This window comes from Ralstonia sp. A12 (assembly GCF_000801955.1).
Lineage (GTDB): Bacteria > Pseudomonadota > Gammaproteobacteria > Burkholderiales > Burkholderiaceae > Ralstonia.
Genome location: NZ_JSZO01000001.1, coordinates 641,302 through 663,867 on the forward strand (window position 1 = coordinate 641,302; position 22,566 = coordinate 663,867).

Here is a 22,566-nt window from a genome sequence, read left to right on the forward strand (position 1 = left end):
AGACAGCATCAGAATCGAACGCTAGGAAGCGCGGCGCCTGTCCGGCAACAACACTTAGCGATAAGGCGCCTTGGGCCCGATATAGCGCTTGTAGGCCGCGATCCAGTCGTGCGCCATCTCCTGCTGGGCTTTCGCTAGAGGAAGCTTGCGATGGCACACCAGCGTGTGCAGGCGGTTCTCCAACCGGTCCTTGGCGAGGCTACCCCAGTTGCCAATCACGTGGTGAGGCTGGGGCCAGAGATTCCTGGCACTGTCCGGTGAGCCACCAATCTCCAGCGCAACGAGATGGTCTTCTTCATAGTCCCGCAGCCGCTTGTCCGCGTAGCCGTACTGCCGGATCTGTCGCACCTTGAGGTCATGCGTGAATTGCTGCGGTGGCCGCACGGTCTTGGTGTAACCGCGCACGCAGATCGTCTCGCGGATGTTGGCCTGCGTGACGCGCGGGTCAATGGCTCCTGGTGTCAGCTTTGGATTGGGCCTCGCCCGCTCGATCGGTGCAACGGCGGCATACACGCCTGTCGCATCATCAACGCCGCCCATATTCCTCCGCGCGTGCGCCGGAAGCGAAGTCAAGACTGCCACGCACAGCGTGGCGAACAACCACCGATACTGCCTTTGCACAACCACCCCATCGAACAACCGCATTGAAGTTCGATATTGTACGTTCTGCGCCCCACTCCCCAGATTGGAGTGAGCCTAGGAATCGGTTTGGATCAACTCGCGCGCCGAAGAGTTGATCAGCGACTGCAGCTCGGCAAGATCCACAGTCGCGAGGCGCAGGCCTTTCGTAAGCAATTGGAAAACGGATTCACATCCTCCGCAGATCGCTGCATGGCCACTATCCGACATGGTCGAAGCTGATGCAACCTAGCTAGGTTATGACTACTTGTCAGCACTAGCCGCGCTAGTTCGCGCACATTTCGGATCGCACAGGCCATCTCTCGCATACCGTGCGATGCGCCTCAGTGGTACTTGACCCGTCGATTATTGAATGCGGGCTTCGTCCCCTCAAGCACATCCACGACACGACCATTGATTAATGAGTTTTCGATGGAGCCAGCAACATACGAAATCTTCGACCCACCCTTTCTGTCGAAGCTACACCAGATGACCTGTTCGGCATCACACACGACAGCAAGATTGGGGTTGTGCGTCACCATGATGATCTGCCTACGCTTCTTCGCCTCGGTCAGCACAGGCACAAGCAGGCCCACAACAGTTTCGTTATCAAGGTTCTCCTCCGGCTGGTCGAGAATAATCGGATTCCGTCCTTTGTCAACGAGCAGGTAGAAGATCAGTAACAACGCACCTCGCTGACCGGGTGACAACTGCTCAATGGGCGTATCCTGAAATAGCAGTGAATATCGTGGCTCGAGAAACGACAACCCAAACAGCAAGTCGTACACATCCGTCGGAGACTTGTCTTTGCGCAGCATGGTTCGGATGCCGATGGACGCTTTCCCACCATTTCCCGCAGCGGCCGCAACGATCTTGTCGCAAAGGCTACTCACAAAACCGACAGCTTCATCGCGTTTGTTGAAATCGTGTTGTTCTGCCAGCCTGCGAACAACACCGTAGCTCTCGTCATCTCCCCCACGAAACTCGCCTGCATTTTGCTTAATCAGGGTGAAGAGGCTATCCGAGAGCGGTTCGAGCGAACCACCGAGGGTTGCCCGGAACTGGAGCTTGTAGTCATCGCGAATAAGGCTGTTGCCCTGGATCAGGTCCTGCACCGGCTTGAACAGGTCTTCGCGCGCTTTCCTCTGCGCTCCGAGCACGTCAAAAATTTCACCGGCAAGCTGCGTCCGTTTAGCACGGTACCCCTCCCAAATCCCTGGAAGAGCATCAAGTTGTGCCAGCCTCGCCTTCAGGCCCTCGAGCGTATCGGGAGCGTCGGCAGCCCCAACCAACTCGGCTAATTTAGTATTCCAATCCTCGACCGCCTTCAAGTTCTGCTGGTAGAGAAGCTGCGGCGCATTGAGCTTCGCCTGGAGGTTGGCCCGCTCCTTGAGCAACGCGTCCCTACTGGTGGCCGCAACGATAGCAGCCTGGTCGAGCTTTGCCTGCTCGCCTGACGCGTATGCAACGACGTCATCTAACGGCTGAGGCGTTATCGCGAGAGTGACAAGATCCTCCACTTTCAGACCTAGGGTCGCCAAATCCTTGACCGTCTCGTCGACAAACTGCTTGTGCGCCCGCTCAAGGAGTCGAAGACGTTCTCTCGTGTTTTGAACGGCCTTCGACTTGCCTGCAAGCAGCGCTCGGGTCGCGGCCGCCTGATTGGCCGACTCGTCAAGGGCTCTTAGTTTCTCGGATACTCCCTCAAGATCCGCTGCTGCCGTTTTCTGTTCCGGCGACAGGGCCTCCCCTGGTGGGGAAACGGGAGCAGGTTTGATCTTGTTGTGTTCCTCGATCTGGCGAGCTTTGAGTGCAAGCAATTCCTCAAGCGCCCGCCGCCCCTCCGGTTGAAGCTGCTCCTCACTTGCGGTGATTCGTTGATTGACGTCTCGAAGGTCTTTGCGAAGCTCGTTCAGTTGGGACCGGAAGCTTTGTTCCTGCTGCTCAACCAGTTGGTCGAAATCGAGCGCGCCAAGCCGGATCGTTTCGTCAGTATGCGAGAAGATGACATCTCGCAACTCTTTCTCAAACGCATCGGAACGGCCAGAGACGTGAGCGTTACAAAGCTCTTCGAAGTGGCCCTGCGGGATATACCGGACCATTTCGACCTTGTCTTGTGGCGGATCCTCGTTCAAATTTCGCTGCTCGATGCTTCCTTCAAGCCAGGCCAGCTTGCCCAGGAACTGCCTCGCGGGGTCCCCCGATTTACCCCTAAAGCGGTCCTTCTTGAGAAAGGTAAAGTGCGCCTTTTGACGCGAATTCCCGAGCAGCGCCAACACGTCCGCGAGCGCGCTCTTGCCACTACCCTTGTTGCCAATGATCGCGACGAGGTCTTGGTTAAGCGGCAGCTTCACCCCGTCGAGCCAATCTCCGACAACTGTAGCGCCGGAGACCTTCTCAATCTCGACAGCGCCGATGAAATAGGTCCTGTTGTTCTCAATCTCGACCTGCTTGGGCGGACGCTCGCCAATGTAGGAACGTTTCGCCGGCTCCATAATGGCTTGCAGAAGTCCTTGGAAAGTCGGATCGGCTTTGATCCACGTGGCCTTCCCAGACGGGAAATCGCCGTAGCCTCGTTTGTCGTTGTTGCCTTTGACGCCTACGAAACAATGCGCGTCGCTCCCAGACACGACCAGCCGAGGGACGTGATTGAGTCCAACCTGAAAGTTCTTGAAAAATTTGGCGTTACCTGGCGTCTCCTCTCCCACGAAGGCGCCTCTGAGGTCGCTGTTCCGGGACTCGAAGATTGGTGAGCTTTGGAACAGGTCAAGAAAATAGGCGTAGTGATCCTGCCACTTGACTTCGCCAAGCCCGTCGCTCGTATCGTAGGGCATGAATCCGATGGCTTGGCCATGAGGCACACGCTTGATTGCCTCCTTGTACGACTCGCAATTGATTTCGGCTATCGTCGAACCGGCTTGCAAAGCAAGAGCATCGTCCGTGTCGACCAGGGTTTTGTCGAAACCATGATGTTTAAGCTTGTCGGCACCTACGTGTCGTGCAAGGGCGACCAGGGCTGCATTGGAGAGAGGCCGCTTGACCAGCTCGACCTCAAGGGCCGATTTGAAATCGTCGAGCGCTTGGTCCTCGATCTCGTTCGAGAACAAGACATGTGCGTTGAGCCGGCACTTGGTGGGCGCGGCCAACCGAAGCTCAATTCCGGGGAAGACAGTTTTTTGCAGCGCCGGCGCACCAACTTCCTTCAGGCGGCGTTTAAGCGCAAACCAGCCATCAAATGTCCAATAGTCCATGAGCGTGAATACGGCCGGCTCGGCAGCATTCAGCGCCTGGATCATTTCGTCGACGAGAGCTCGATTGACATCGGACGCTGGATCGGCGTCGAACCGCTTGCCAGTCCAATGAAACGAAGCCGGCGTGTGGATGTGTAAGTCCCACTGCCGCCACTCTGAGCCGCGCTGGTATATCCCCGCCATGCGATTACCCCACCGATTATGGTCTACGCTCTGGTTCGCGGCAGGCGGCACACTACTAGTTACCTACGCCGCGGCCCCTGCCGTATTCCCACCATTTTCCGGACTGCATCGAACTGTTGCCATAATAACCGGCGCTGCAGTTGAGAGAAATCAATCCGCGAAATCAGGTCAGACAGGCTAGCGAGCCCAGCCAAGCTCTCTGTAGATAAGGCCAAGTAGCGCGATGGCTGCTTCCGCATCTGCCTCGGTGGGCGGTACGGTCCCCCTCTTCATCTGCTCGGCGGCTTTGCCCCGCGAGTGCAAAAGAGCAAGGATTTGCGCCGCCTTAGCAAGGACATATCTGCCACGGGGCTCAAATGATTTTCCGAGCTCCGACAGATCCGCTACCTTGTCAGTTTCTCCAGCATTCAATCGCTCTGCGTTCAATGCAGCAGAGGCAGCTTCCCGGCATCGATCAATCACGCTCTCAGCATCGTCACGAAACGCTGAACTAGCAGCTTTCTCGTAATGTTCGAGGATGTGGTTGGCGTACTGCTGCGGCAGCAACGCCGCAATGAGCTCGGGCAAACCACTCAGATTGCCTCTCGTCCTGATGGTAATCAGTTCCTCCCCGGTTGCCAGCCGCTCGACATCAAGGACAGGGTAAGCCGTAGCACGGTCACCCGAGCCCAACACCAGCACAGCATCCCTTCGTGTGTCGAATAGCTGAACTGGTGCCGTCCACGACAGAAACGTTACAAGCCGCGTTAGGATAAAGCCTTGTGGATCAGCAGTTACGTAAGTACTCGGGCCCGATCGGTTACTCTGAGCCTGCGCAGCGTACGCAGGATGCCGTTGGACGCGCCAATCCGCTGGATTCGCATCAGTGCGCCGGGTGTACAAGCGGCCGCGACGTACACGTGCGACGGGGTCAAATGAGTCTTCGCGGAACAGCATGGGCGCATCCTCAAGGCGAACAACATGCTGGCCGCGCTTCCAGTCGGACGATTGACCGACATAGGCCGCGATGGACATGAATGGCGAAGGCCAAATCGCGTGCCCATAGAGACTTGGGGAACCCTCATAAAAGAGAGAAGTGTTCTGGTCAATCCCGATCGCTGTGTTGCTCATGACGCTCCTACTTGCTCCGATGCAGAGCCGTACCGAATGGAGTTTGACCGCACACCCGCTTTCGCTCTTCGTTCATTGCATATAACCGCAGTGATCCCCTTTCGGCAACATAATCGGAACAGCCTGGCGAGCGTGATGGCGCGCTGGTCCTACACCTTTGATATCGCAATGGCGTAGCGCCACCTGTATCTTGAGCGCTATTCGCAAACGGCGCGAGCCAATGCTGGCCTAGACGACGGCAACCTGTTGCCGAAAGATGCGAACGAGATCAACCCGCATCCCCAGGGCATCTCTCTGAGAAAGGCAGGTACTTCGCACAAATCACCAGTACCGCTGCAGGAAAGGCGTCGGAGGATGCCAAACGTCAATCGACCCCGCGACTCTACGGGGCTTTCAGCCGCGATTGAATCAAAACTCCGCACATCGGCCGACGCTTGCCTAACAGCGCCGGCCTCCTCCCGCGGCTATGCGATGTGCGGACGCTCCAATGGCAGCGCCTCATGCTCGTGGCGCGTGCCGAACAATGGGCCGTCTGCCCAGCAGCTCATGCGCAAGTACCGACTCGCCTGGGCCATGTAGCGGATGTTCCTGCGCAGTGCCTGGCGCTTTTGCTGATCCCTCCAATCGACCGCCCCCATGAAGACACCATGCCGGTGCTTTGCGTGGAAGCCCTTGTTGGGATAGCCATTCCACCATTGGCCCACGTCACCTGTCAGGCTCAGCCATACTTCGCCGAGCAAGTCCGAGACGGCGAAGTCATGACATGTGTCCTCTGTGCAGAAGAACAGTACGTGCAGACGCAAACCAGACTCCTCCCCGCCATCGAGCATCCAGATGTCATCAACAACGACGCGGCTTAGCACTGGATCGGTGCGGCAGAGCTCAAGGAACGCGCGGCTGTGGGCTTGTATCTCCGTTGGCGTGATTTGGGCTCGATCCGGATAGCAATAGCCGAAGCTCAGCATCAGCACGGTACGCGTGGACTGCGCCGCGAATACCTGTCGCTCGACCGCAAGGCCCATGGCTTCATCGTGCTGCATGTCGTGTTGGTGCGCGCGTAGTTGATTCGCGAATGGCGCCGAGCGGAGGATTTCCTGCGCCTTGTCTACCACCTCGTCAAACACTACCCGATGCGGTTTCCCAAGCCGGCGATCATAGGCATCAGGCTCGCCAAAGGCGAAGCGATCGGGATACAGCCCCAACGCGTAAAGCGCCTGGCGGATGGTCTCGACGTGGGGACTGAAGACATATCGATCAGAGAAGGCGCAGTGTTTTTGAAACCGTTTCAAGGCATAGAAGTAGCGCGTATCCTTGAAGCTCACACGAGCTTCGCTGGACGCGATGTCACGCGCCATCTCTTCCATCGGGACAAGCAGGGGCATGAGCACGTTGAAGCTTGGAAGCCTGGCCACCGCCGGCTGGCCGTTGAACTCGATGCCGTCGGCGTTGCGCATGCATTCGATGAATTCGTGAATCTTGGGAAAATCATCGGCCACCTCGTCTGCGATCGTCGCGACACCCTCGCCAGCCTGGCGTGCGGCCGAGGCCGTAGCGCCCGTGTCAAGCCCTGGGGATGGGTGGGCCGGCTGACACACAGATTCCTCTACCACTTCCCGGATCAGGCTCGTCCCAAACACAGCGCAACGTTCAAATCGCGGCATGCATAGAAGCTGATCCGCGTTGGTCATGTAGTGGATGTACATGCGCAGCGCCTCACGCCTCTCCTCGTCGTACCGATCAATGATGCCGGTGCAGATGGGATAGTCATACTTCTGGTGCAACGCCGCGTGGGCGTTGTCATGCCAGCACTGCCCCTTTCCGCCAGTCGCCGTCCTCCAATGCGCGCCGAGTAACGTGGGTAAATGGTGCTCGCGGAGCGAATCGGCGGTAAGAAAGAGCATCATTTGCAGATGCAAGCCGCTCTCAGCGCCCTCGCCCTGTGTCCAGATATAGTCAACGATGATGCGGCTCAGTAGTACGTCCGTGCCGCAGAGGTCCAAGAGTGCTTGGCGGTGCTTCTCAATCTCATCCGGCTTGATCTGACGTCGGTGCTGCTCCTGGTACCCCATGGTCAACAGCAACACCGCGCGCTGAGACTCGGCCTCGAACGCCTGCCGCTCAATCGCCAAGCCCATTGCCTCGTTACACTTAGCATCCGCACAACGGGCCTGCATGCGCTCCTCGAACTGCGGGGAGCGCATGATCTCAGTCGTCTTGGCGATCACCTCGTTGAAGATCTCGGCATGCCGCTTGCTGGTGCGAGCGTCACGCGAATTGGGCTTGGCAAAGGTGAAAACGTCGGGAAACAGGCCCAACTCCATCAGTGCCTCGCGCACTGCCTCAACGCGGTCGCTGAATATGTAGCGCCCGGCAAATGCGTGAGATCGCTGAAACCGCTTCAATACGGGAAAGTATTCCTTGCCGAACGCAGAGGGCACGGCAATCTCACGTCCCCGTTTCCGAGGAGCGATTTCAAAGCCGATGTCGCCCCAGCCGCTTCCAATGCTGCGCGCCATGTCCTCCAGCTTAATCAGCGTAGGTCCCAGCAGATTGAAGCTTGGCAGCAAGGTTGTCACCTGATCATCCCGCTCCATCTTGCCCTCGGTATTCCTCGACCACTCGATGTATTCGATCACCCTTCCATAACCACGCTCATTGATCATGATTGACTGCCTCTCCAAAACGGTTGCATGCGCGACGTTTCTTCATCGCGTTCCACTGACTCGGTTTCATGAGTCAATAGATGAGGCAGTCATGTATTTTTTTGCTCAGCGCCACGTGCGCCCACTCGTCAGCGCTCGAGAGCGCTCAGTCGGCTTCGCGAAGAGCAACTGATCGTCCGAGGCGAAGTAGCCCATTACGTACTGCTTCAACTTCTCCCAGCGCTCGACCTCCCTGGGATGCTGCACCTCCAGCACCCATTTGCCCTGCGCCTCCAACTCGCTGCGGTCCTCACGCTCATGGGAATAGAAGACGTAGCCGCGTCCACCCGTCACCCGTGCCCAGCGAGCACTGAACCGGCTCTGTAGCCATTGCAGAGTCGGCAACTTGCTAACGTCGATTAGGTAAACGACATGCAGATGTAGTGCGCCATGGCGGCCACCGACTTCCACCTTACCCAGATGCGGACCCAATACGTCAAACAGATCAGAGTCGACTCCGCGTTTATCGCCGAAGAACAGGTCACGCGCATCCATGGCAGCATGTACATCGATTCGGCAGTGATACTCGGCATTGCCATCTCCGAGTCGATCTATAGACGGTAGCTGTACCCATTGCCCGTCGATAAAACGCCAACACAGGTGCGGCAGCATTTCCGACTCCACAGCCGCACACTCTGGGAACAGTAGTTCTGCTCGAAACGGGAGCATTCCGCGATCCAGCGCCGCAGCACCAGAGAACCACCTGTCGATGGATTCTCGCTGGTAATTCACTCCCTCCTTTTTCAGCCTCCACAATGCCTTTGCTACCTTACGCTCGATAGCCTGTTCACGTAGATAGCCAACGAAGTCATTGAACATCTCGGCAGCCAGCATTCCATTGGGGAGTCGTTGAGTAAAAGACCCACCCAACCCGAGACGCCCAAACATGTGGTTACGGTAGCAGTCGAAGAACAACTGAAAGTCAGGACGATACGCCTCCTCTGGCGAATACAGATCCATCAGACCCTGACACTTGCTAAAGTAGCTGGATAGGTTACGAGCATCTCCAGCACGGCGAGTACGGACCACCTGCTTGCGCCCTCCCTCACCTCGAATCTCAAAAGGAATCTGTTCTCCTTCCAGTGCCGCCCTCATGAAGAGCATTAGATCAAAAGAGCGCCTGTGGTATTCACCCAATGCCCAGTAGCTAAGGCTCAAGCCAGAGTGGGAGTACGTATTGCATTCAGGTACTACAACGCTTTCAGCGCAAGGGTTCTCGACATTGACTCTCATGACAACTTCTCCAGTGGATTGAATCAAGTCATGAGGGAAGCGAATTCTTTTCTATGCCGTTAACGTATACCGAGGCTGCGGAGTCTTGACACACCTGCCTGTCACTTGAGCGACACAAGCACTCTCTCGTCAGCTCTTGGAGAGGATGTTTGGGCAACCCCTCCTTTCTGGGTGAGTAGAAGGAGAGAAGAAGCGGAGGACACGACCACTCCCCTGAAAGCAGAAGGATATCTTCAGGAGATGCTGAAAAGGTGCAGAAATATCCTGATACATACTCCGAGAAGGGGTAGAAATACTCCGAGAAAATGTAAAAACAACTCTATATAGCAGGAATACCGTTTCAGTATGGAGAGATCACTACGAAAGCCTCGTAGACAATGAGATTCGACAAACATGACTCCCGAAAAACATAGGAACTTCATTAGCAAACAAAATTCCGGAGTTATCCGGAATAAAACCATTATTCGCTCACCAAAGCCTCGCCCGCGAGGGACAAACTTGAACGCTTCCGGCAACAATGAGGAGTCGCGGTTTTCGGCCACAGATGTCTCCACATCGCTAGCGACCTCATGGCACCAATTCGGTACATGAAGGGGGCTAATGCGCCTTGAGGGCTCCACAGGCCCCCTGCGCTACGTTGCTACATTGCTACCGTAGCAACGTAGCACGATCAAATTTGAAAACAATGTCACACATCCCTCGACCTTACCTACCATTCCATCAATAAAGTGAGCAAGCCCGCGGACCCACGGGAGCAGACATGCAGAGCTTCAAGTAGTAAGCGCCGATTTGGGAGACAAAAAAAAGCGCGTACAGTCCGCACGCGCTCATCAACAATTTGTCGGCTTTTAGTTAGTCACGATAATAGTAGGTACTCGTCAACTCTACGTGACCTAGACCAGCCTCCCCTGCCTGCTTCTGAATCTCCTGCTTGACTGCACGAAAATCCTTCGAATCGTGCACGACATGTTTCGGATCGCCTGCTTGAGCTGCAGTGTGTACCATTTTGTCGTTCGCCCGCACGACATATGTCCCCTGCTTCGCGGACACAACCGCACCGAAATTACTCTCCCCCATGTCTGCAATCGCTTTTTTCACGCGAGCAGCAATCATACGAGGGTGAGTCGCATGAAAATCGGGCATGATCTCGGCAAACTTGTTTGCTGGAAACAATATAATCCGCCCTCCTTTTCTTCCTGGAACAATAGAGATGTACCCCTGTCGCTGAAGCGCATCAATTGCACTTGCCAGCAATGCGGGATTTTTTCGGATCGGCGAGAAGTTGTTCAGATCTCGCTCGGTATACTGCCCTGGTTTCAACTGCGAATATCGAAACGGATTCGCCGCCGCCTCCTGAAGCCATTCCAGAAGTTTTTGCATTGCCTCGGCCTCCTGTTGCAGCTTGGACGGTGCATAGGGCGTGAACACGCGAATGTATTCGTCTGCGTACCACTCGCACAGGGCAATCGCGCTCTTCATCGCTTCGGGCGAAATATCACCAGGTTTCCCCTCGAAATAGTGAAAAAGCGCAGCAATTCGGCTTGCGTTTTGCGCGAGCTTGCGAAAGAAGAACTTGATGCTGTCGGAATGGCACGAGCCAACCAGCCATCGGTTAATCGCGTCCTTGAAAAGCTTCCAATAGCGTTTGGCGCCCTCGGACAACCTCTTCACAGTGCGCTCACGAGGCGCAGGAACAACCTGCCCCAGAATCTGCTTGACCCGCTCGTTAAAAAGTCCGAGCTTCGGCTCGGGCACATCCTCAACGCACGTCTCTTGCCCAGATACATCACTGTATTGAGGAGCCACAATCAGTGTTCTCGCTAACATGCCCGTTCCGAAAGCGTCCCTGCCTCGGCTCTCCATGTAATCCGAGAACCTATCGGTTTGGCTCATGACCGATATGGTCAACTGTGGCGCCACAGGTCGACGATTTCCGCTGACAAGGCCGACCGGTCGGTCCTCGCCACTCCAGTAGCCGCTGAACATCGCTGGCTGGCCGAAAGTCATGCCGTTGATAACCGGTCCGGCCTCGGCCGATATGATGCTGATGGTGCCGTTGGCAACCAGTGCATCCCGCAGCCCCTGCGGCGACAATTCAGCGTACCGTTGCTCCCGGACCGCAGGTTTCACCGGTCGCTGCTGCTCATGCTGCAGACGCATCTCGCGAATGCTCAGGGCTTCATCTGAAGCGGGCTCTGCGCTGCGGTAATCCTTGGCCAGCCGCCGCTCATCATCTTGCCAAATCTTCAGCTCTGCCAAGTAGATCGGCATCTTGGCCGCAACGTCTTCCTCTTGCTGGCGCTCGCGGGCCACCACCGCGCGAAGAAAGCGCTGTTCCACCGGCGACTTTCCGGCGCTGGAATTGCTGACCCCCATTAGAAAAAGGGAACACGGCGCCGGATCGAAGTTTGGACACTGGACGCTAATGAAGTCTTGGCAAACGTGCGACACCGTGCCCAACGCCGCTTGAGCCGACAATTCGACCGGCAGCGTGAGAATCTGGCTAACCTCCCAAATGGCCTCTCCGATGATGGGCGGAAAGACGTGCGTCGGGTAACAGCCCTGGGCCATCGGCGATTGATAGAAGGCCTCTCCGTTTGGATACTCCACGATTGGCATGCTTGATCCTCCTCACGCGTACGCCATGGCGGGCATAGCGATGCTTGGCACATGGATCTTGTTCTGCTGCCGCACACGCGTCACGTCCGACAAGGCGTGCGGAGATGCGCCACCAAGCGACATTTCCACGACATTCTTCCCAATGTGGCTCCCTTGGCTGGGTGTGCTGCCATAGCGAGCAAGGTATTGACGGTTCAGGCTGCCCGCCGTCCATTGCCGGCAGCGGAGAAATTTGCGGATCGACTCCTGTGTCGGCTTGAGGTGCCCAATCAGGACAGCCTCATGGATTCGGGCAAGCAGAAGTTCATCTTCTGACGTGTCCGGGCCACCTGGGTTTTCCACAGCGGTAACCGCTTGGCCTGACGCGACCGCTGCACGACCATCGGCCGGGACTATTCGGTCGCCGGTCGCAGGGCTGCATACAGGTAAGACCACTTGACGTTCCGACACGACCGCCTCACGGTTCGGCGCATCAGCGTCGCGATCGGATGCGACCACTGCGCGACCGCCTGTACGAGCCAAGGCAATCTGCACCAGCAGCCAGCCAATGATGGCAGCGCCTTCGAGCACGACCGCGCAGGCGACCGCAAGAAACAGTTCGAGTCGGCGTTCGGTCGTGCCAAACCAGGATGCGACCGTCGACGCGACCGGATCGGCACGCAACGTCGCGCGCAGTGCTTCATCGCGGTCAGCTTGGTCGTTCCGGCGGTCTTCTTCGGCTTCGCGGCGGCGTGCCTCGCTCGCCTCAGTATCCAATGCCGCAAGCTGCGCTGCGAGGATGGTCTTGCGTGTCTTAAGCGCCGAGCAGTCGGCCACGCAACGGCGCATTTCCGCACGGGCGAGGTCAGCGCTAACCTTGGCAGCATCCTGCGCGATCTCCGTAAGACTACGGCCTGATGGAGGACTCGCACCGGGCGGCATGACGGTCGCAGGAACCGCTGCTGCCCGCTGATTGCTTGCATGCTGCTGCGAGACCATGAAGAAGCTGACTTGCCCATACAGTACGACCGCAACGCTGACACACCACAATACGAACGCGGTAGCTCGCGGCATTGCGCGGAACGTGCTCCAGCACATGGGCAACAGATGCGTGCAAAGGACCACCACGCCGCCGAGCGCCACGCTCGTCACCTGCTCGATGAACGTGCCGCCACGCTGCCAGCCTCCGTACATCGCAATACCAAGCGACACCGCACTGGCCGACACTGCGCACACTGCCGTTAGCGACAGCGGGATAATGGATTTGCCGACAGGCAACTGGTCTGGTCGTTCGGATGCGCGAATATGAACATCGCTGGCGTGAACGGCATCAGTACCGATCGCTACAAATTGAGTTGAGTGCATGCAAGACTCCTTACGCCAAAAAATAGGCGGCATGAGGCGTCCGGCCACAGGCGTACCGGGCCGGAAAACTATTTACGGGATATATGGATTTAGAAAAGCTGACGCGATGGTTAGCCGCGCCGCCGCACAATACCAATTACTACGGACCGAAGCTGCCCAACAGCCCCGAACGTGATGACCATGTCATCAGCGTTCGACTTGCGTCGGAAAATATGGTGGAACCGTTTCTTTACCCGATGTGCATTCCGTTCATGCCCTCCTGATCGAGAGGGTCCGACTGGCCCGGACCCAAGCAACAGCACCACAACGGCGCCAATCTCTTTCACAATAAGCAAGCCAGAAACTACCGGTCAAGTGCCGTAAAAATTGGACTTTGAGGTGATTATTTCCAACCTAATTCAGCCGAATCCAACGCTTTCCAAAACATCGATTTTGATCTGTGAAAATACCGCAGCGCAATTGCAACACCTGAGTTGCGAAGCCCCGGCATGCCGACCGGCAACGATCGGACGGCGAAGACGCTGTTTTCTGGTGGGCGTGTGAAGAACAGCCAAAGCTCGATGTGAATTCGTCAAGCAAGTGCCTGACGCGTAGCTGTCAACGCGATGACGTTGAAAGGCCCATCCATGGGCAGTTGCATGATCTGCTCCATGGGCCAGCACAGGGGCATTTCGCAGCTTCCATCACTTCAAGATGGTCGCCCTTGTTGGAAAAGCCCTTCCTAGTTGACTGCCGACCGACGCAAGGGGCCATACGTTCGCCAACCGGCGCTTGCCTGCCGTTCGCAGGGATGGTCGCGGGAGAAAGCGTGCAGCAGATCCTCTAGCCATGGCCTCACCGCAGTCGAGCCAACACCTACGCTGTATCAGACCGCTTTCCTCTGCGCGGACTAGGCTCAGGTACTCGTTCTGCCTGGGTGGCGACCCAAGTCTCGACCTCAGCCGCATCCCAGCCGACTGCACTGCCTACCGTCAGACCCAGGGGAAATTGGCGGGGAAACGTTGGATCGTAATGCGGCGATCGTTCGTCCATCCGGTTATAGATGGAGCTCCGACTCAAGCCGGTCAGCGCCCGGACCTGAGCCAAGCGCACGACCTTACCTACCTTCTTGATCGCTACGCCCGATGGTGCCGGAGAGCAAGCTTCTGCATCAGCGGCTGGCACGGCCTCTTTTGGGCTTTCAGGCACATTTGGCGCTGGCAGCGCTGCTTCGTTGGGCGCGGCCTGTACAACGGCGTCCAGCTTCGCCGGCATAGCTGCCGGAGCCACGCCTGGCTCCGGCTCAATTGAGCGCTCAGTAGGCGCGACATCAAGGGCGACATCAACATCTCCTCCCGTAAGTCCACGCTCCTTCAAGTAAGCGATGGCGTCCTCGCGCAGAATGTAAGTGCCAGCCATCAGCGCCTTTACACGCAGGTGGCGGCGATCCACGGCAACAAAGCGTCCAGCCGCAAACTCCTCCCGCAGTTCGCGCTGATGTTGCTCCATCACGCGCATCTGCTCGTCCCGGCGTCGCTCGATATACACAGCATCCATCAGGACCGGCTCCCACGCAGGGCGTCCAGACAGGTCGCGGTAGGCGTCAAGAAAAGCGGCGGCGGCCTCATCCGACATCGGATAGCTCAGTGGCGGCAACTGCGGCAAAAGAGCCTCCAGCACACGCCGATCATTGTCGTCTAACGGGTATGGCGACAAGAACTCAACGACTTGCTTGCCCAACGGCAATTCCGGCTCAGCGGGTTCGGCACCGTTGTATTGGTCGGCAACCATCTGGTCGAGCGTACGGCCGTCTGCGGATAGGAGCACACTCTGAAATCCCGCTCGGAGTGCCCAGGCCAGCGAATCCGCTGACGGAGCCGTGACGACCTCGTGCTTCGCCACCTTCCCCACGACACACTCCATCCCCTTAAGCCCGCGCTCCCTCAGCGGGCAGACCGTCTGAGCGATTGCCCTGCAAAAACCTTGGAACTCGATCAGGGGGCCGGACGGCAGTTCGACGCGGAGTTGCACACGTGCCTCGTTGGGTGGAATGTCGGATGGCCGAAGTATACGGAGCCGGAATCTTGTCGTCACGATGCCGGTCACGTCTTCACCCTGGCCACACTGCCCAACTCCCGGTCGGCCCACCTGCAAGAAACCTAAACATGAGCCAAACCCCATCCGAAACCTAGCCCACATCGAGTGATGGGCTGTGTGATGGGCCAGAAAAACAAAAACCCCGGAAGACCGCAATCTTCCGGGGTTTTCTCCACCAAATTGGCGGAGACGGAGGGATTCGAACCCTCGATCCAGGTTTTGGCCCGGATGCTCCCTTAGCAGGGGAGTGCCTTCGACCTCTCGGCCACGTCTCCCAAACTTGCGTCACACGAAGGAGCCCGTGCAACGAAGCGCGTATTCTAGCCACTTCACCCCACCCGGTCAACGACAACTGCATGACATGCGGTGAGAATCTGTGGCCCCGGGTCGCCACCCGGCGCCAGCTCAGTCGATTACGCCTGATCCAGCTCGAACGCCTTGTGGAGCGCGCGCACGGCCAGCTCCATGTACTTCTCGTCGATCAGCACCGAGATCTTGATCTCCGAGGTGGAGATCATCTGGATGTTGATGCCCTCTTCCGACAGCGTGCGGAACATCTTGCTGGCGATGCCCACGTGCGAGCGCATGCCCACACCCACCACCGACACCTTCGACACCTTCGGGTCGCCCGACACGCTGGCGGCGCCGATGTGGCCCTTCACGCTGTCATTCAGGATCGCCAGGGCGCGCTGATATTCGCCGCGCGGCACGGTGAACGTGAAGTCCGTCTTACCTTCGACCGACTGATTCTGGATGATCATGTCGACGTCGATGTTGGCGTCGGCAACCGGACCCAGGATCTGATACGCGATGCCGGGCTTGTCCGGCACACCGATCACGGTGATCTTGGCTTCGTCGCGGGCAAAGGCGATGCCGGAAATGGCGGCGGCTTCCATGTTCGAATCTTCCTCAAAAGTAATCAGCGTGCCCGAGTTCATCTCAACGTCGAGCGACATCAGCGGATCAGTCAGCGACGACAGCACGCGGGTCTTCACGCGGTACTTGCCGGCAAACTCCACCGAGCGAATCTGCAGCACCTTCGAGCCGAGGCTGGCCATTTCCAGCATCTCTTCGAAGGTGATCTTGTCCAGGCGGCGGGCGTCGTCCACCACGCGCGGGTCGGTCGTGTAGACGCCGTCGACGTCGGTGTAGATCAGGCATTCGTCGGCTTCGAGCGCGGCGGCAACCGCCACGGCCGAGGTATCCGAACCACCACGGCCGAGCGTGGTGATATGACCTTCGCCGTCGATACCCTGGAAGCCCGTGATGACGACCACGCGACCAGCGTCGAGGTCGTTCTTCACGCGCTCGTCATCGATCGACTGGATGCGGGCCTTGGTGAAGGCCGAATCGGTCTTCACCGGCACTTGCCAGCCGGTGTAGCTGCGGGCGTCAATACCTTCGGCATGCAGCGCGATGGCCAGCAGGCCCACGCTCACCTGCTCGCCGGTCGAGGCAATCATGTCGAGTTCACGCGGGTCAGGCTGGGCCGAAATCTCTTTGGCCATACCCAGCAGGCGGTTGGTTTCGCCGGACATGGCCGACGGAACGACCACGATCTGGTGACCGGCACGGTGCCACTTGGCAACGCGCTTGGCGACATTCCTGATGCGTTCAACAGAACCCATCGAGGTGCCACCGTACTTGTGAACGATGAGAGCCATCTTGGAAAGATCGAGAGGAGGCGGAACGGTGCAAAAGCTTTTGAAAATACAGCAATTTGCATCGATCGGCAAGCAATTCGCCAGTGAAGATGTGTATCAGCGCGCACCCTCGGCGGTGGCAAACCATGCAATCCGCCAGCCGGGGCCGCCGCCTGCGGCCGCCCGATCCATGCCTAGCCCCGCCGCAAAAACCAGGGTTTCACCGGCATAGAGCAACGGCAAACGCTGGCGCTCCCAGGCTGGGATACCAGCTTCCTGATAGGCCTGTTTGAGCGCACGTGATGGCCCACCCGGGCGCAGCACGATGCGCTCTCCGCCACGGCGGGGCGTCAAGGACAATGACGCTTGCAAGACTTGCGCTGCAACGCCGTCCGCTGCAACGGGCGAAAACACCAACGCCCCACCCCACTCAACCACATTCACACGTTGATCGATCCGCCGTGCGGGGTCGAACTGCTCGGCAGCAATAACGACAGCAGCCGGCTCGGATGTATCACGGGCACCGGTTTCGATCCGCGCAACACCGCGATAACGTCTGATTTGCCCTGCCGGCAATGCAATGCACAGCGCACCGTCGCCGCGTGCCTCAATCAGTTGGATACGCAGATCCTCAAGGCGGCGTGTGGACAACGCGCGCATACCGGCCTGGGCCAGCCACGCCCGTAGCACCGCACGCTGGCGCGGCGTGGACAACGCCATCAGCGCAGCCACCTCAAGCTCTCCTGCAGAAGCCATCTGCGCCAGATCCGCCTGCGCCACCTCTTCGATCAGCGCAGCGGCATCTGCCAGATGGGCCGCACTGCGTGCAAGCGCCTCGCGATACGCAGGGAAATGTGTCGCCATGCCCGCCAGCAGCGGCCGCAGCGCATTGCGCGCATAGCGCGCATCGTCGTTGGAAGGATCGTCGACCCACTCGAGCGCATGGGCGCGGGCGTAGTGCTCAATGTCGCTGCGCGGCACATCAAGCCAGGGGCGCAGCAACGTCACATCGCTCGCTCGCGTCATCGGCATGGCGGATAGACCATCGAGACCGGCACCGCGCATCAGTTGCAGCAGAACAGTCTCAGCCTGATCGTCCTGGTGATGCGCAGTGAGCAGAATCGTCGCGCAGGTCTGCGCGCACAGGTCAGCGAGTGCGGCATAGCGGGCCTCGCGCGCCGCCGCTTCCACACCACGCCCGGCATCGATGGCAACGCTCACACGGCGCGCATGAAACTCAACACCGGCAGCTTGGGCCATGCGAGCACAGGCAGATTCCCACGCATCCGCATCAGCTTGCAAGCCATGGTGAACATGCAGCGCGACGAGGCGCACGTGCACACCGGCATCACGCCACGCGGAGCACGCGTGCAACAGCGCCGCGGAATCACGCCCGCCCGACAAGGCAATCGCCACCGTCGGCACCTCGTCAGAAACAACAAAGGCCGCACACGCGGCAACGCGTTGTGCGACCTTGTCGACCAGGCAGGCTGACGAATCAGCGAACTTCGGTTTCCTTGAACTTGCCATAGGCCATCAGCCGCTCGTGACGACGCGCCTGCAGTTCCGACGTCTTCATGCCCTGGAACTGGCGCAGCGACTCAGCCAGCGCGCGCTTGAGCATCGAAGCCATACCCCTAGGATCGCGATGTGCACCGCCCAGCGGTTCGTTGACGATCTTGTCGATCAGGCCCAACGCCTTCAGGCGATGCGCCGTCAAACCCATCGCTTCGGCGGCTTCAGGTGCCTTCTCAGCGGTCTTCCACAGGATCGACGCGCAGCCTTCCGGCGAGATCACGGCGTACGTGGCGAACTGCAGCATGATCACCGAATCGCCCATCGCAATGGCCAGCGCACCGCCCGAACCGCCCTCACCGATGATGGTGGCGATCAGGGGCACCTTCAGGCCGGCCATCACAAACAAGTTGTGGCCAATGGCTTCCGACTGGCCGCGTTCCTCCGCATCGATGCCCGGGAACGCGCCCGGCGTATCGACGAAGGTGAAGATCGGCAGGCCGAACTTGTCGGCCAGTTCCATCAGACGCTTGGCCTTGCGGTAGCCCTCGGGCTTGGACATGCCGAAGTTGCGCAGCGCGCGCTCCTTCGTATCGCGGCCCTTCTGGTGACCGATCACCATGCACGGCTGGCCGTTGAAGCGGGCCAGACCACCCACGATCGACAGGTCGTCCGCGAAAGTGCGGTCGCCGTGCAGTTCGTGGAAGTCGGTGAAGATTTCGCGGACGTAGTCGAGCGTGTACGGACGCTGCGGGTGCCGGGCAATCTGTGCGACCTGCCAAGGTGTCAGGTTGGCGTACAGATCTTTGGTGAGCTGCTGGCTCTTGGAGGCCAGGCGGGAGATTTCTTCAGAAATATCGACAGCGGAATCGTCTTGAACGAATCGAAGTTCTTCGATCTTCGATTCAAGTTCTGCGATCGGCTGCTCGAACTCCAGGAAGGTTGTTTTCATGGATCTTCTGAAAGGCTCTTGAAGGCGCGCATTCTACCGGATTTTGACCGCCGGACGATGCTGTGCGTTTCATCGAAATTAACAGATCAATAGGTGGTCGCCGTGTCGAGGCTGCGCCACATATACCACGTGGCCACTGTGCGCCACGGTTCCCAGTTAGCGGCCACTTCGCGCGCTTCGCTGCGAGTGACTGGCTCGCCACTGAAATAATTCTGCGAGATTGCGTTGATGAGTCCGATGTCGTCCAGCGGCAGCACATTCGGGCGCATCAGGTTGAACATCAGGAACATCTCCGCTGTCCAGCGACCGATGCCGCGGATCTGCGTGAGCTCAGCGATCACATCCTCATCGTCCATCTCAGCCCACTTGGCAACGTGCAGGGTGCCGTTGCGGAAGTGATCGGCGAGATCCAGGATGTACTCGGCCTTGCGCTTGGACAAACCACAGCTTGCCAGCTTCTCTTGGCCGGCGCGCAGGAACTGTGCGGGCACCAGCTTGGGGCATACCGCCACCACCCGCTCCCAAACAGACTGCGCCGCCTTGACCGAAATCTGCTGACCGACGATCGACCGCGCCAGCGTGACGAACGGATCGCCACGCGACGCCAGATGCGCCGGACCATACGCGGGAATGATCTTGCGCAGGATGCGGTCGCGCTTCATCAGATCGGCACAGGCTTCCTGCCAGTAATCAGGCGGGCCGGACAGCACGACTTCGGCCGGCACCGGCTCATTGGTGGCAAGCGTTTCGGGCAAGGGCACCTTCGATGCGGGCGCGCGCTTGGCTGGCACCTTTTCGATGACCTTGGCAACCTTGCCTGCCTTGATGGTTGTGCTCTTGGCCGCCACCGTCTTGCTGGCAACGCCGTCAACCTTCTTGGCGTCTGCCTTCTTCGCAGGTGCCTTCACGGCCGGCGCCTTCTTGGCAACCGTACTGCGCACTGCGCTGGCTTTCTTGGCCACCGCGTTCATGCGCGTCTCCACTCGGTCACGCCACCCGGTTTGTCTTCCAGCACGATGCCGGCTGCCAGCAGATCGGCGCGAATGGCATCTGCACGTGCGAAGTCACGCGCAGCCTTGGCGGCACGGCGCTCTTCGATACGCGCGTCCACTTCAGCGGCGTCCAGGCCATCGGCCGTCACGCCGCCTTGCAGGAAGGCATGCGGATCACGCCCCAGCAAGCCCATCACCCCTGCCAGCGCCGCCAGTTGATTGGCCAGCTCGGGCGAGCGCGTCTTGTTCACTTCGCTTGCCAGCTCGAACAGCACCGATACCGCCACCGGTGTGTTGAAATCGTCGTTCATCGCTTCCAGGAAGCGTTTGCCGTGCGGCTCGTTCCAGTCAGGCTTGGCGTTGGCAGCAGCGGGCACGTCCTTGAGCGCCGTGTACAGACGTGTGAGCGCGTGGCGCGCGTCGTCCAGATGGGCGTCGCTATAGTTCAAGTCGCTGCGATAGTGCGAACGCAGGATGAAGAAGCGCACGACTTCGGCGTCGTACACCTTCAGGACCTCGCGGATGGTGAAGAAATTGCCGAGCGATTTCGACATCTTCTCGTCATTCACGCGCACGAAGCCGTTGTGCATCCAGGTGTTGACGAACGTCTTGCCGGTCGCGCCTTCAGACTGGGCAATCTCGTTCTCGTGGTGCGGGAACTGCAGATCGGCGCCGCCGCCGTGCAGGTCGAAGTGCTCGCCCAGCAGTTCGCAGCTCATGGCCGAGCATTCGATATGCCAGCCAGGGCGGCCCTCGCCCCACTGCGACGCCCAACGCGACTCGGCCGGCTCGTCAGCCTTGGCAGATTTCCACAACACGAAGTCGAGCGGATCTTGCTTGGCGTCGTTGGCGGCCACGCGCTCGCCGGCACGCAGGTCTTCGAGCGACTTGCCCGAGAGCTTGCCGTAGCCCGGGAACTTGCGCACCGCATAGTTCACGTCACCGTCGGTGGCCTGATAGGCCAAGCCGTTGTGCTGCAGCTTGCCGATCATGCTCAGCATCTGCGGCACATATTCGGTCGCGCGCGGCTCGTGGTCGGGGCGCTGCGTGCCCAGCGCGGCGAAGTCCTCATGCATGGCGTCGATGAAGCGCGTAGTCAGCGCGCTCATGGTCTCGCCGTTCTCGACCGAGCGCTTGATGATCTTGTCATCGATATCGGTGATGTTGCGCACGTAGGTCACGTCATAGCCCGACGCACGCAGCCAGCGCTGCACCATGTCGAACACCACCACCACCCGCGCATGCCCGACGTGACAGTAGTCGTACACCGTCATCCCGCACACGTACATGCGCACGCGGCCGGGCTCGATGGGGACGAACGTCTGTTTCTCACGCGCGAGCGTGTTGTAGATCTTGAGTGATTCCATGAAGCGGTGTCGGGAGATTCGGTGCGCCGCCACGTACTGAGGTACTGGGCTGGATGCCGGCGGGCGCAGAACGTCGGCTGGCGACGCACTGTAAAACCAGCGGCATATCTTACCGGAACTGCCTGAACAGGGCCGACGAGGCGGGCGACCAACGTGCCCGGCTGCTTCCCGCCAAGAACCTTTTCCGGTGCGCATTGCCGCTGCTGCGCACAAAGACGGTTTGTTAGAATGCGGCGGAGTATAACGGAACCGATTCTCATGAACAGACCGCTGCGAGATCGCGCTGTAACCCCGCACGCTGCAACCCTGTGCGCTGCCATCGTGGGCGCCCTGCTTGTCACGTCAGCCGCGCCCGCCTTTGCCCAGACCGCCGGCATTGCCCTGCCGGCCGATCTGACGCCCAGCACCCAGCAGCAGCCGCAGGTCGCGCGCCAGAAACGTATCGACGACTGGCTCGCCAAGAAGCAATACACCCAGGCGCTGACGGAGCTGGACAAGGAGATCACCGAACAACCGCGCAACGCGCAGGCCCGCTTCCAGCGTGGCGTGGCGCTTGCCGGCCTGGGCCGTGGTGACGACGCCATCGTCGCATTCGGCCAGATGACGCAGGATTTCCCCGAACTGCCCGAGCCGTATATCAATCTGGCGGCACTCTACGCAGAACGCGGTGAATTGCTGCGCGCCCGCGACAGCCTCATCATGGCGAGCCGCGTGGCGCCGGAGAATGCGCAGGCGCAGGCCAACCTCGGCGATGTCTACGTCCGCCTGGCTGCGCAGTCCTATCAGGGCGCGCTCAAGCTCAATCCCAAGAACGCTACGGCGCGCGCCCGTCTTGATGCCCTGCCCAATGTGCCGGGCGTGCATCCGGCGGCTGCACCCGCAAAACCCGCCGCGCCTGCTGCCGTGGTGCCCGCTGCCAGCAGCGTGAACGCCAAGCCGGCCAAGTAACCACAAGAAACGG

Annotated in this window: 14 protein-coding genes and 1 tRNA gene; 1 reads left to right on the forward strand and 14 read right to left on the reverse strand. The window is 59.1% G+C overall.

All coding sequences use genetic code 11. From position 1 onward, the window contains the following. Nucleotides 1-54: 54 nt before the first annotated feature. From PI87_RS02925 to cysS, 14 genes are all read right to left on the reverse strand, one after another. On the reverse strand, nt 55-540 hold the full coding sequence (locus tag PI87_RS02925) for a hypothetical protein (RefSeq protein WP_232313928.1): 486 nt from the start codon (nt 538-540) through the stop codon (nt 55-57). Nucleotides 541-962: 422 nt separating this feature from the next. Continuing rightward, the gene (locus PI87_RS02930) at nt 963-4,052 is read right to left on the reverse strand and encodes a TrlF family AAA-like ATPase (protein WP_039596147.1); all 3,090 of its coding nucleotides are present in this window, start codon (nt 4,050-4,052) and stop codon (nt 963-965) included. Nucleotides 4,053-4,229: 177 nt separating this feature from the next. Next, nucleotides 4,230-5,162, reverse strand: coding sequence for a hypothetical protein (locus PI87_RS02935; protein WP_039596148.1), 933 nt, complete (start codon nt 5,160-5,162; stop codon nt 4,230-4,232). Nucleotides 5,163-5,626: 464 nt separating this feature from the next. Continuing rightward, the gene (locus tag PI87_RS02940; protein ID WP_039596149.1) at nt 5,627-7,825 is read right to left on the reverse strand and encodes a hypothetical protein; all 2,199 of its coding nucleotides are present in this window, start codon (nt 7,823-7,825) and stop codon (nt 5,627-5,629) included. A 105-nt stretch (nt 7,826-7,930) separates the two neighbouring features. Continuing rightward, nucleotides 7,931-9,097 carry a hypothetical protein gene (locus PI87_RS02945; protein ID WP_157003063.1) on the reverse strand — a complete coding sequence of 389 codons (1,167 nt, stop codon included), beginning with the start codon at nt 9,095-9,097 and terminating at the stop codon, nt 7,931-7,933. An 852-nt stretch (nt 9,098-9,949) separates the two neighbouring features. Next, nucleotides 9,950-11,716: a DUF3987 domain-containing protein gene (locus PI87_RS02950; protein ID WP_039596151.1), complete on the reverse strand. Its 1,767-nt coding sequence runs from the start codon at nt 11,714-11,716 to the stop codon at nt 9,950-9,952. 12 nt (nt 11,717-11,728) lie between these two features. Next, nucleotides 11,729-13,108, reverse strand: a complete 1,380-nt coding sequence (locus PI87_RS27990) for a hypothetical protein (protein WP_157003064.1) — start codon at nt 13,106-13,108, stop codon at nt 11,729-11,731. An 807-nt stretch (nt 13,109-13,915) separates the two neighbouring features. After that, complete coding sequence (locus PI87_RS29390; protein WP_198139503.1) at nt 13,916-15,070, reverse strand: AlpA family phage regulatory protein; 1,155 nt, start codon at nt 15,068-15,070, stop codon at nt 13,916-13,918. A gap of 247 nt (nt 15,071-15,317) precedes the next feature. Continuing rightward, nucleotides 15,318-15,411: transfer RNA gene (locus PI87_RS02965), tRNA-Ser, on the reverse strand. A gap of 138 nt (nt 15,412-15,549) precedes the next feature. Then, nucleotides 15,550-16,800: an aspartate kinase gene (locus tag PI87_RS02970; RefSeq protein WP_039596152.1), complete on the reverse strand. Its 1,251-nt coding sequence runs from the start codon at nt 16,798-16,800 to the stop codon at nt 15,550-15,552. Between the two features lie 96 nt (nt 16,801-16,896). Further along, nucleotides 16,897-18,309 (reverse strand): tRNA lysidine(34) synthetase TilS, encoded by a 1,413-nt coding sequence (tilS, locus tag PI87_RS02975; RefSeq protein ID WP_039596153.1) that lies wholly within the window; start codon nt 18,307-18,309, stop codon nt 16,897-16,899. Beyond that, nucleotides 18,278-19,246: an acetyl-CoA carboxylase carboxyltransferase subunit alpha gene (locus PI87_RS02980; RefSeq protein WP_039596154.1), complete on the reverse strand. Its 969-nt coding sequence runs from the start codon at nt 19,244-19,246 to the stop codon at nt 18,278-18,280. Before PI87_RS02980 ends, tilS begins: the two co-directional genes overlap by 32 nt. Before the next feature lie 86 nt (nt 19,247-19,332). Beyond that, nucleotides 19,333-20,217, reverse strand: coding sequence for a DNA-3-methyladenine glycosylase family protein (locus PI87_RS02985; protein WP_039596155.1), 885 nt, complete (start codon nt 20,215-20,217; stop codon nt 19,333-19,335). Continuing rightward, nucleotides 20,214-21,605, reverse strand: a complete 1,392-nt coding sequence (cysS, locus tag PI87_RS02990) for a cysteine--tRNA ligase (protein WP_039596156.1) — start codon at nt 21,603-21,605, stop codon at nt 20,214-20,216. Before cysS ends, PI87_RS02985 begins: the two co-directional genes overlap by 4 nt. 258 nt (nt 21,606-21,863) lie before the next feature. Between cysS and PI87_RS02995 the strand changes: the two genes are divergently transcribed. Next, on the forward strand, nt 21,864-22,553 hold the full coding sequence (locus PI87_RS02995) for a hypothetical protein (RefSeq protein WP_039596157.1): 690 nt from the start codon (nt 21,864-21,866) through the stop codon (nt 22,551-22,553). Nucleotides 22,554-22,566: the final 13 nt, after the last annotated feature.

Coding starts and splice junctions, on each gene's coding strand:
- PI87_RS02925 (WP_232313928.1), bottom strand. CDS start 540: ATGGGCGGCGTTGATGATGCGACAGGCGTGTATGCCGCCGTTGCACCG.
- PI87_RS02930 (WP_039596147.1), bottom strand. CDS start 4,052: ATGGCGGGGATATACCAGCGCGGCTCAGAGTGGCGGCAGTGGGACTTA.
- PI87_RS02935 (WP_039596148.1), bottom strand. CDS start 5,162: ATGAGCAACACAGCGATCGGGATTGACCAGAACACTTCTCTCTTTTAT.
- PI87_RS02940 (WP_039596149.1), bottom strand. CDS start 7,825: ATGATCAATGAGCGTGGTTATGGAAGGGTGATCGAATACATCGAGTGG.
- PI87_RS02945 (WP_157003063.1), bottom strand. CDS start 9,097: ATGAGAGTCAATGTCGAGAACCCTTGCGCTGAAAGCGTTGTAGTACCT.
- PI87_RS02950 (WP_039596151.1), bottom strand. CDS start 11,716: ATGCCAATCGTGGAGTATCCAAACGGAGAGGCCTTCTATCAATCGCCG.
- PI87_RS02970 (WP_039596152.1), bottom strand. CDS start 16,800: ATGGCTCTCATCGTTCACAAGTACGGTGGCACCTCGATGGGTTCTGTT.
- tilS (WP_039596153.1), bottom strand. CDS start 18,309: ATGGCAAGTTCAAGGAAACCGAAGTTCGCTGATTCGTCAGCCTGCCTG.
- PI87_RS02980 (WP_039596154.1), bottom strand. CDS start 19,246: ATGAAAACAACCTTCCTGGAGTTCGAGCAGCCGATCGCAGAACTTGAA.
- PI87_RS02985 (WP_039596155.1), bottom strand. CDS start 20,217: ATGAACGCGGTGGCCAAGAAAGCCAGCGCAGTGCGCAGTACGGTTGCC.
- cysS (WP_039596156.1), bottom strand. CDS start 21,605: ATGGAATCACTCAAGATCTACAACACGCTCGCGCGTGAGAAACAGACG.
- PI87_RS02995 (WP_039596157.1), top strand. CDS start 21,864: ATGAACAGACCGCTGCGAGATCGCGCTGTAACCCCGCACGCTGCAACC.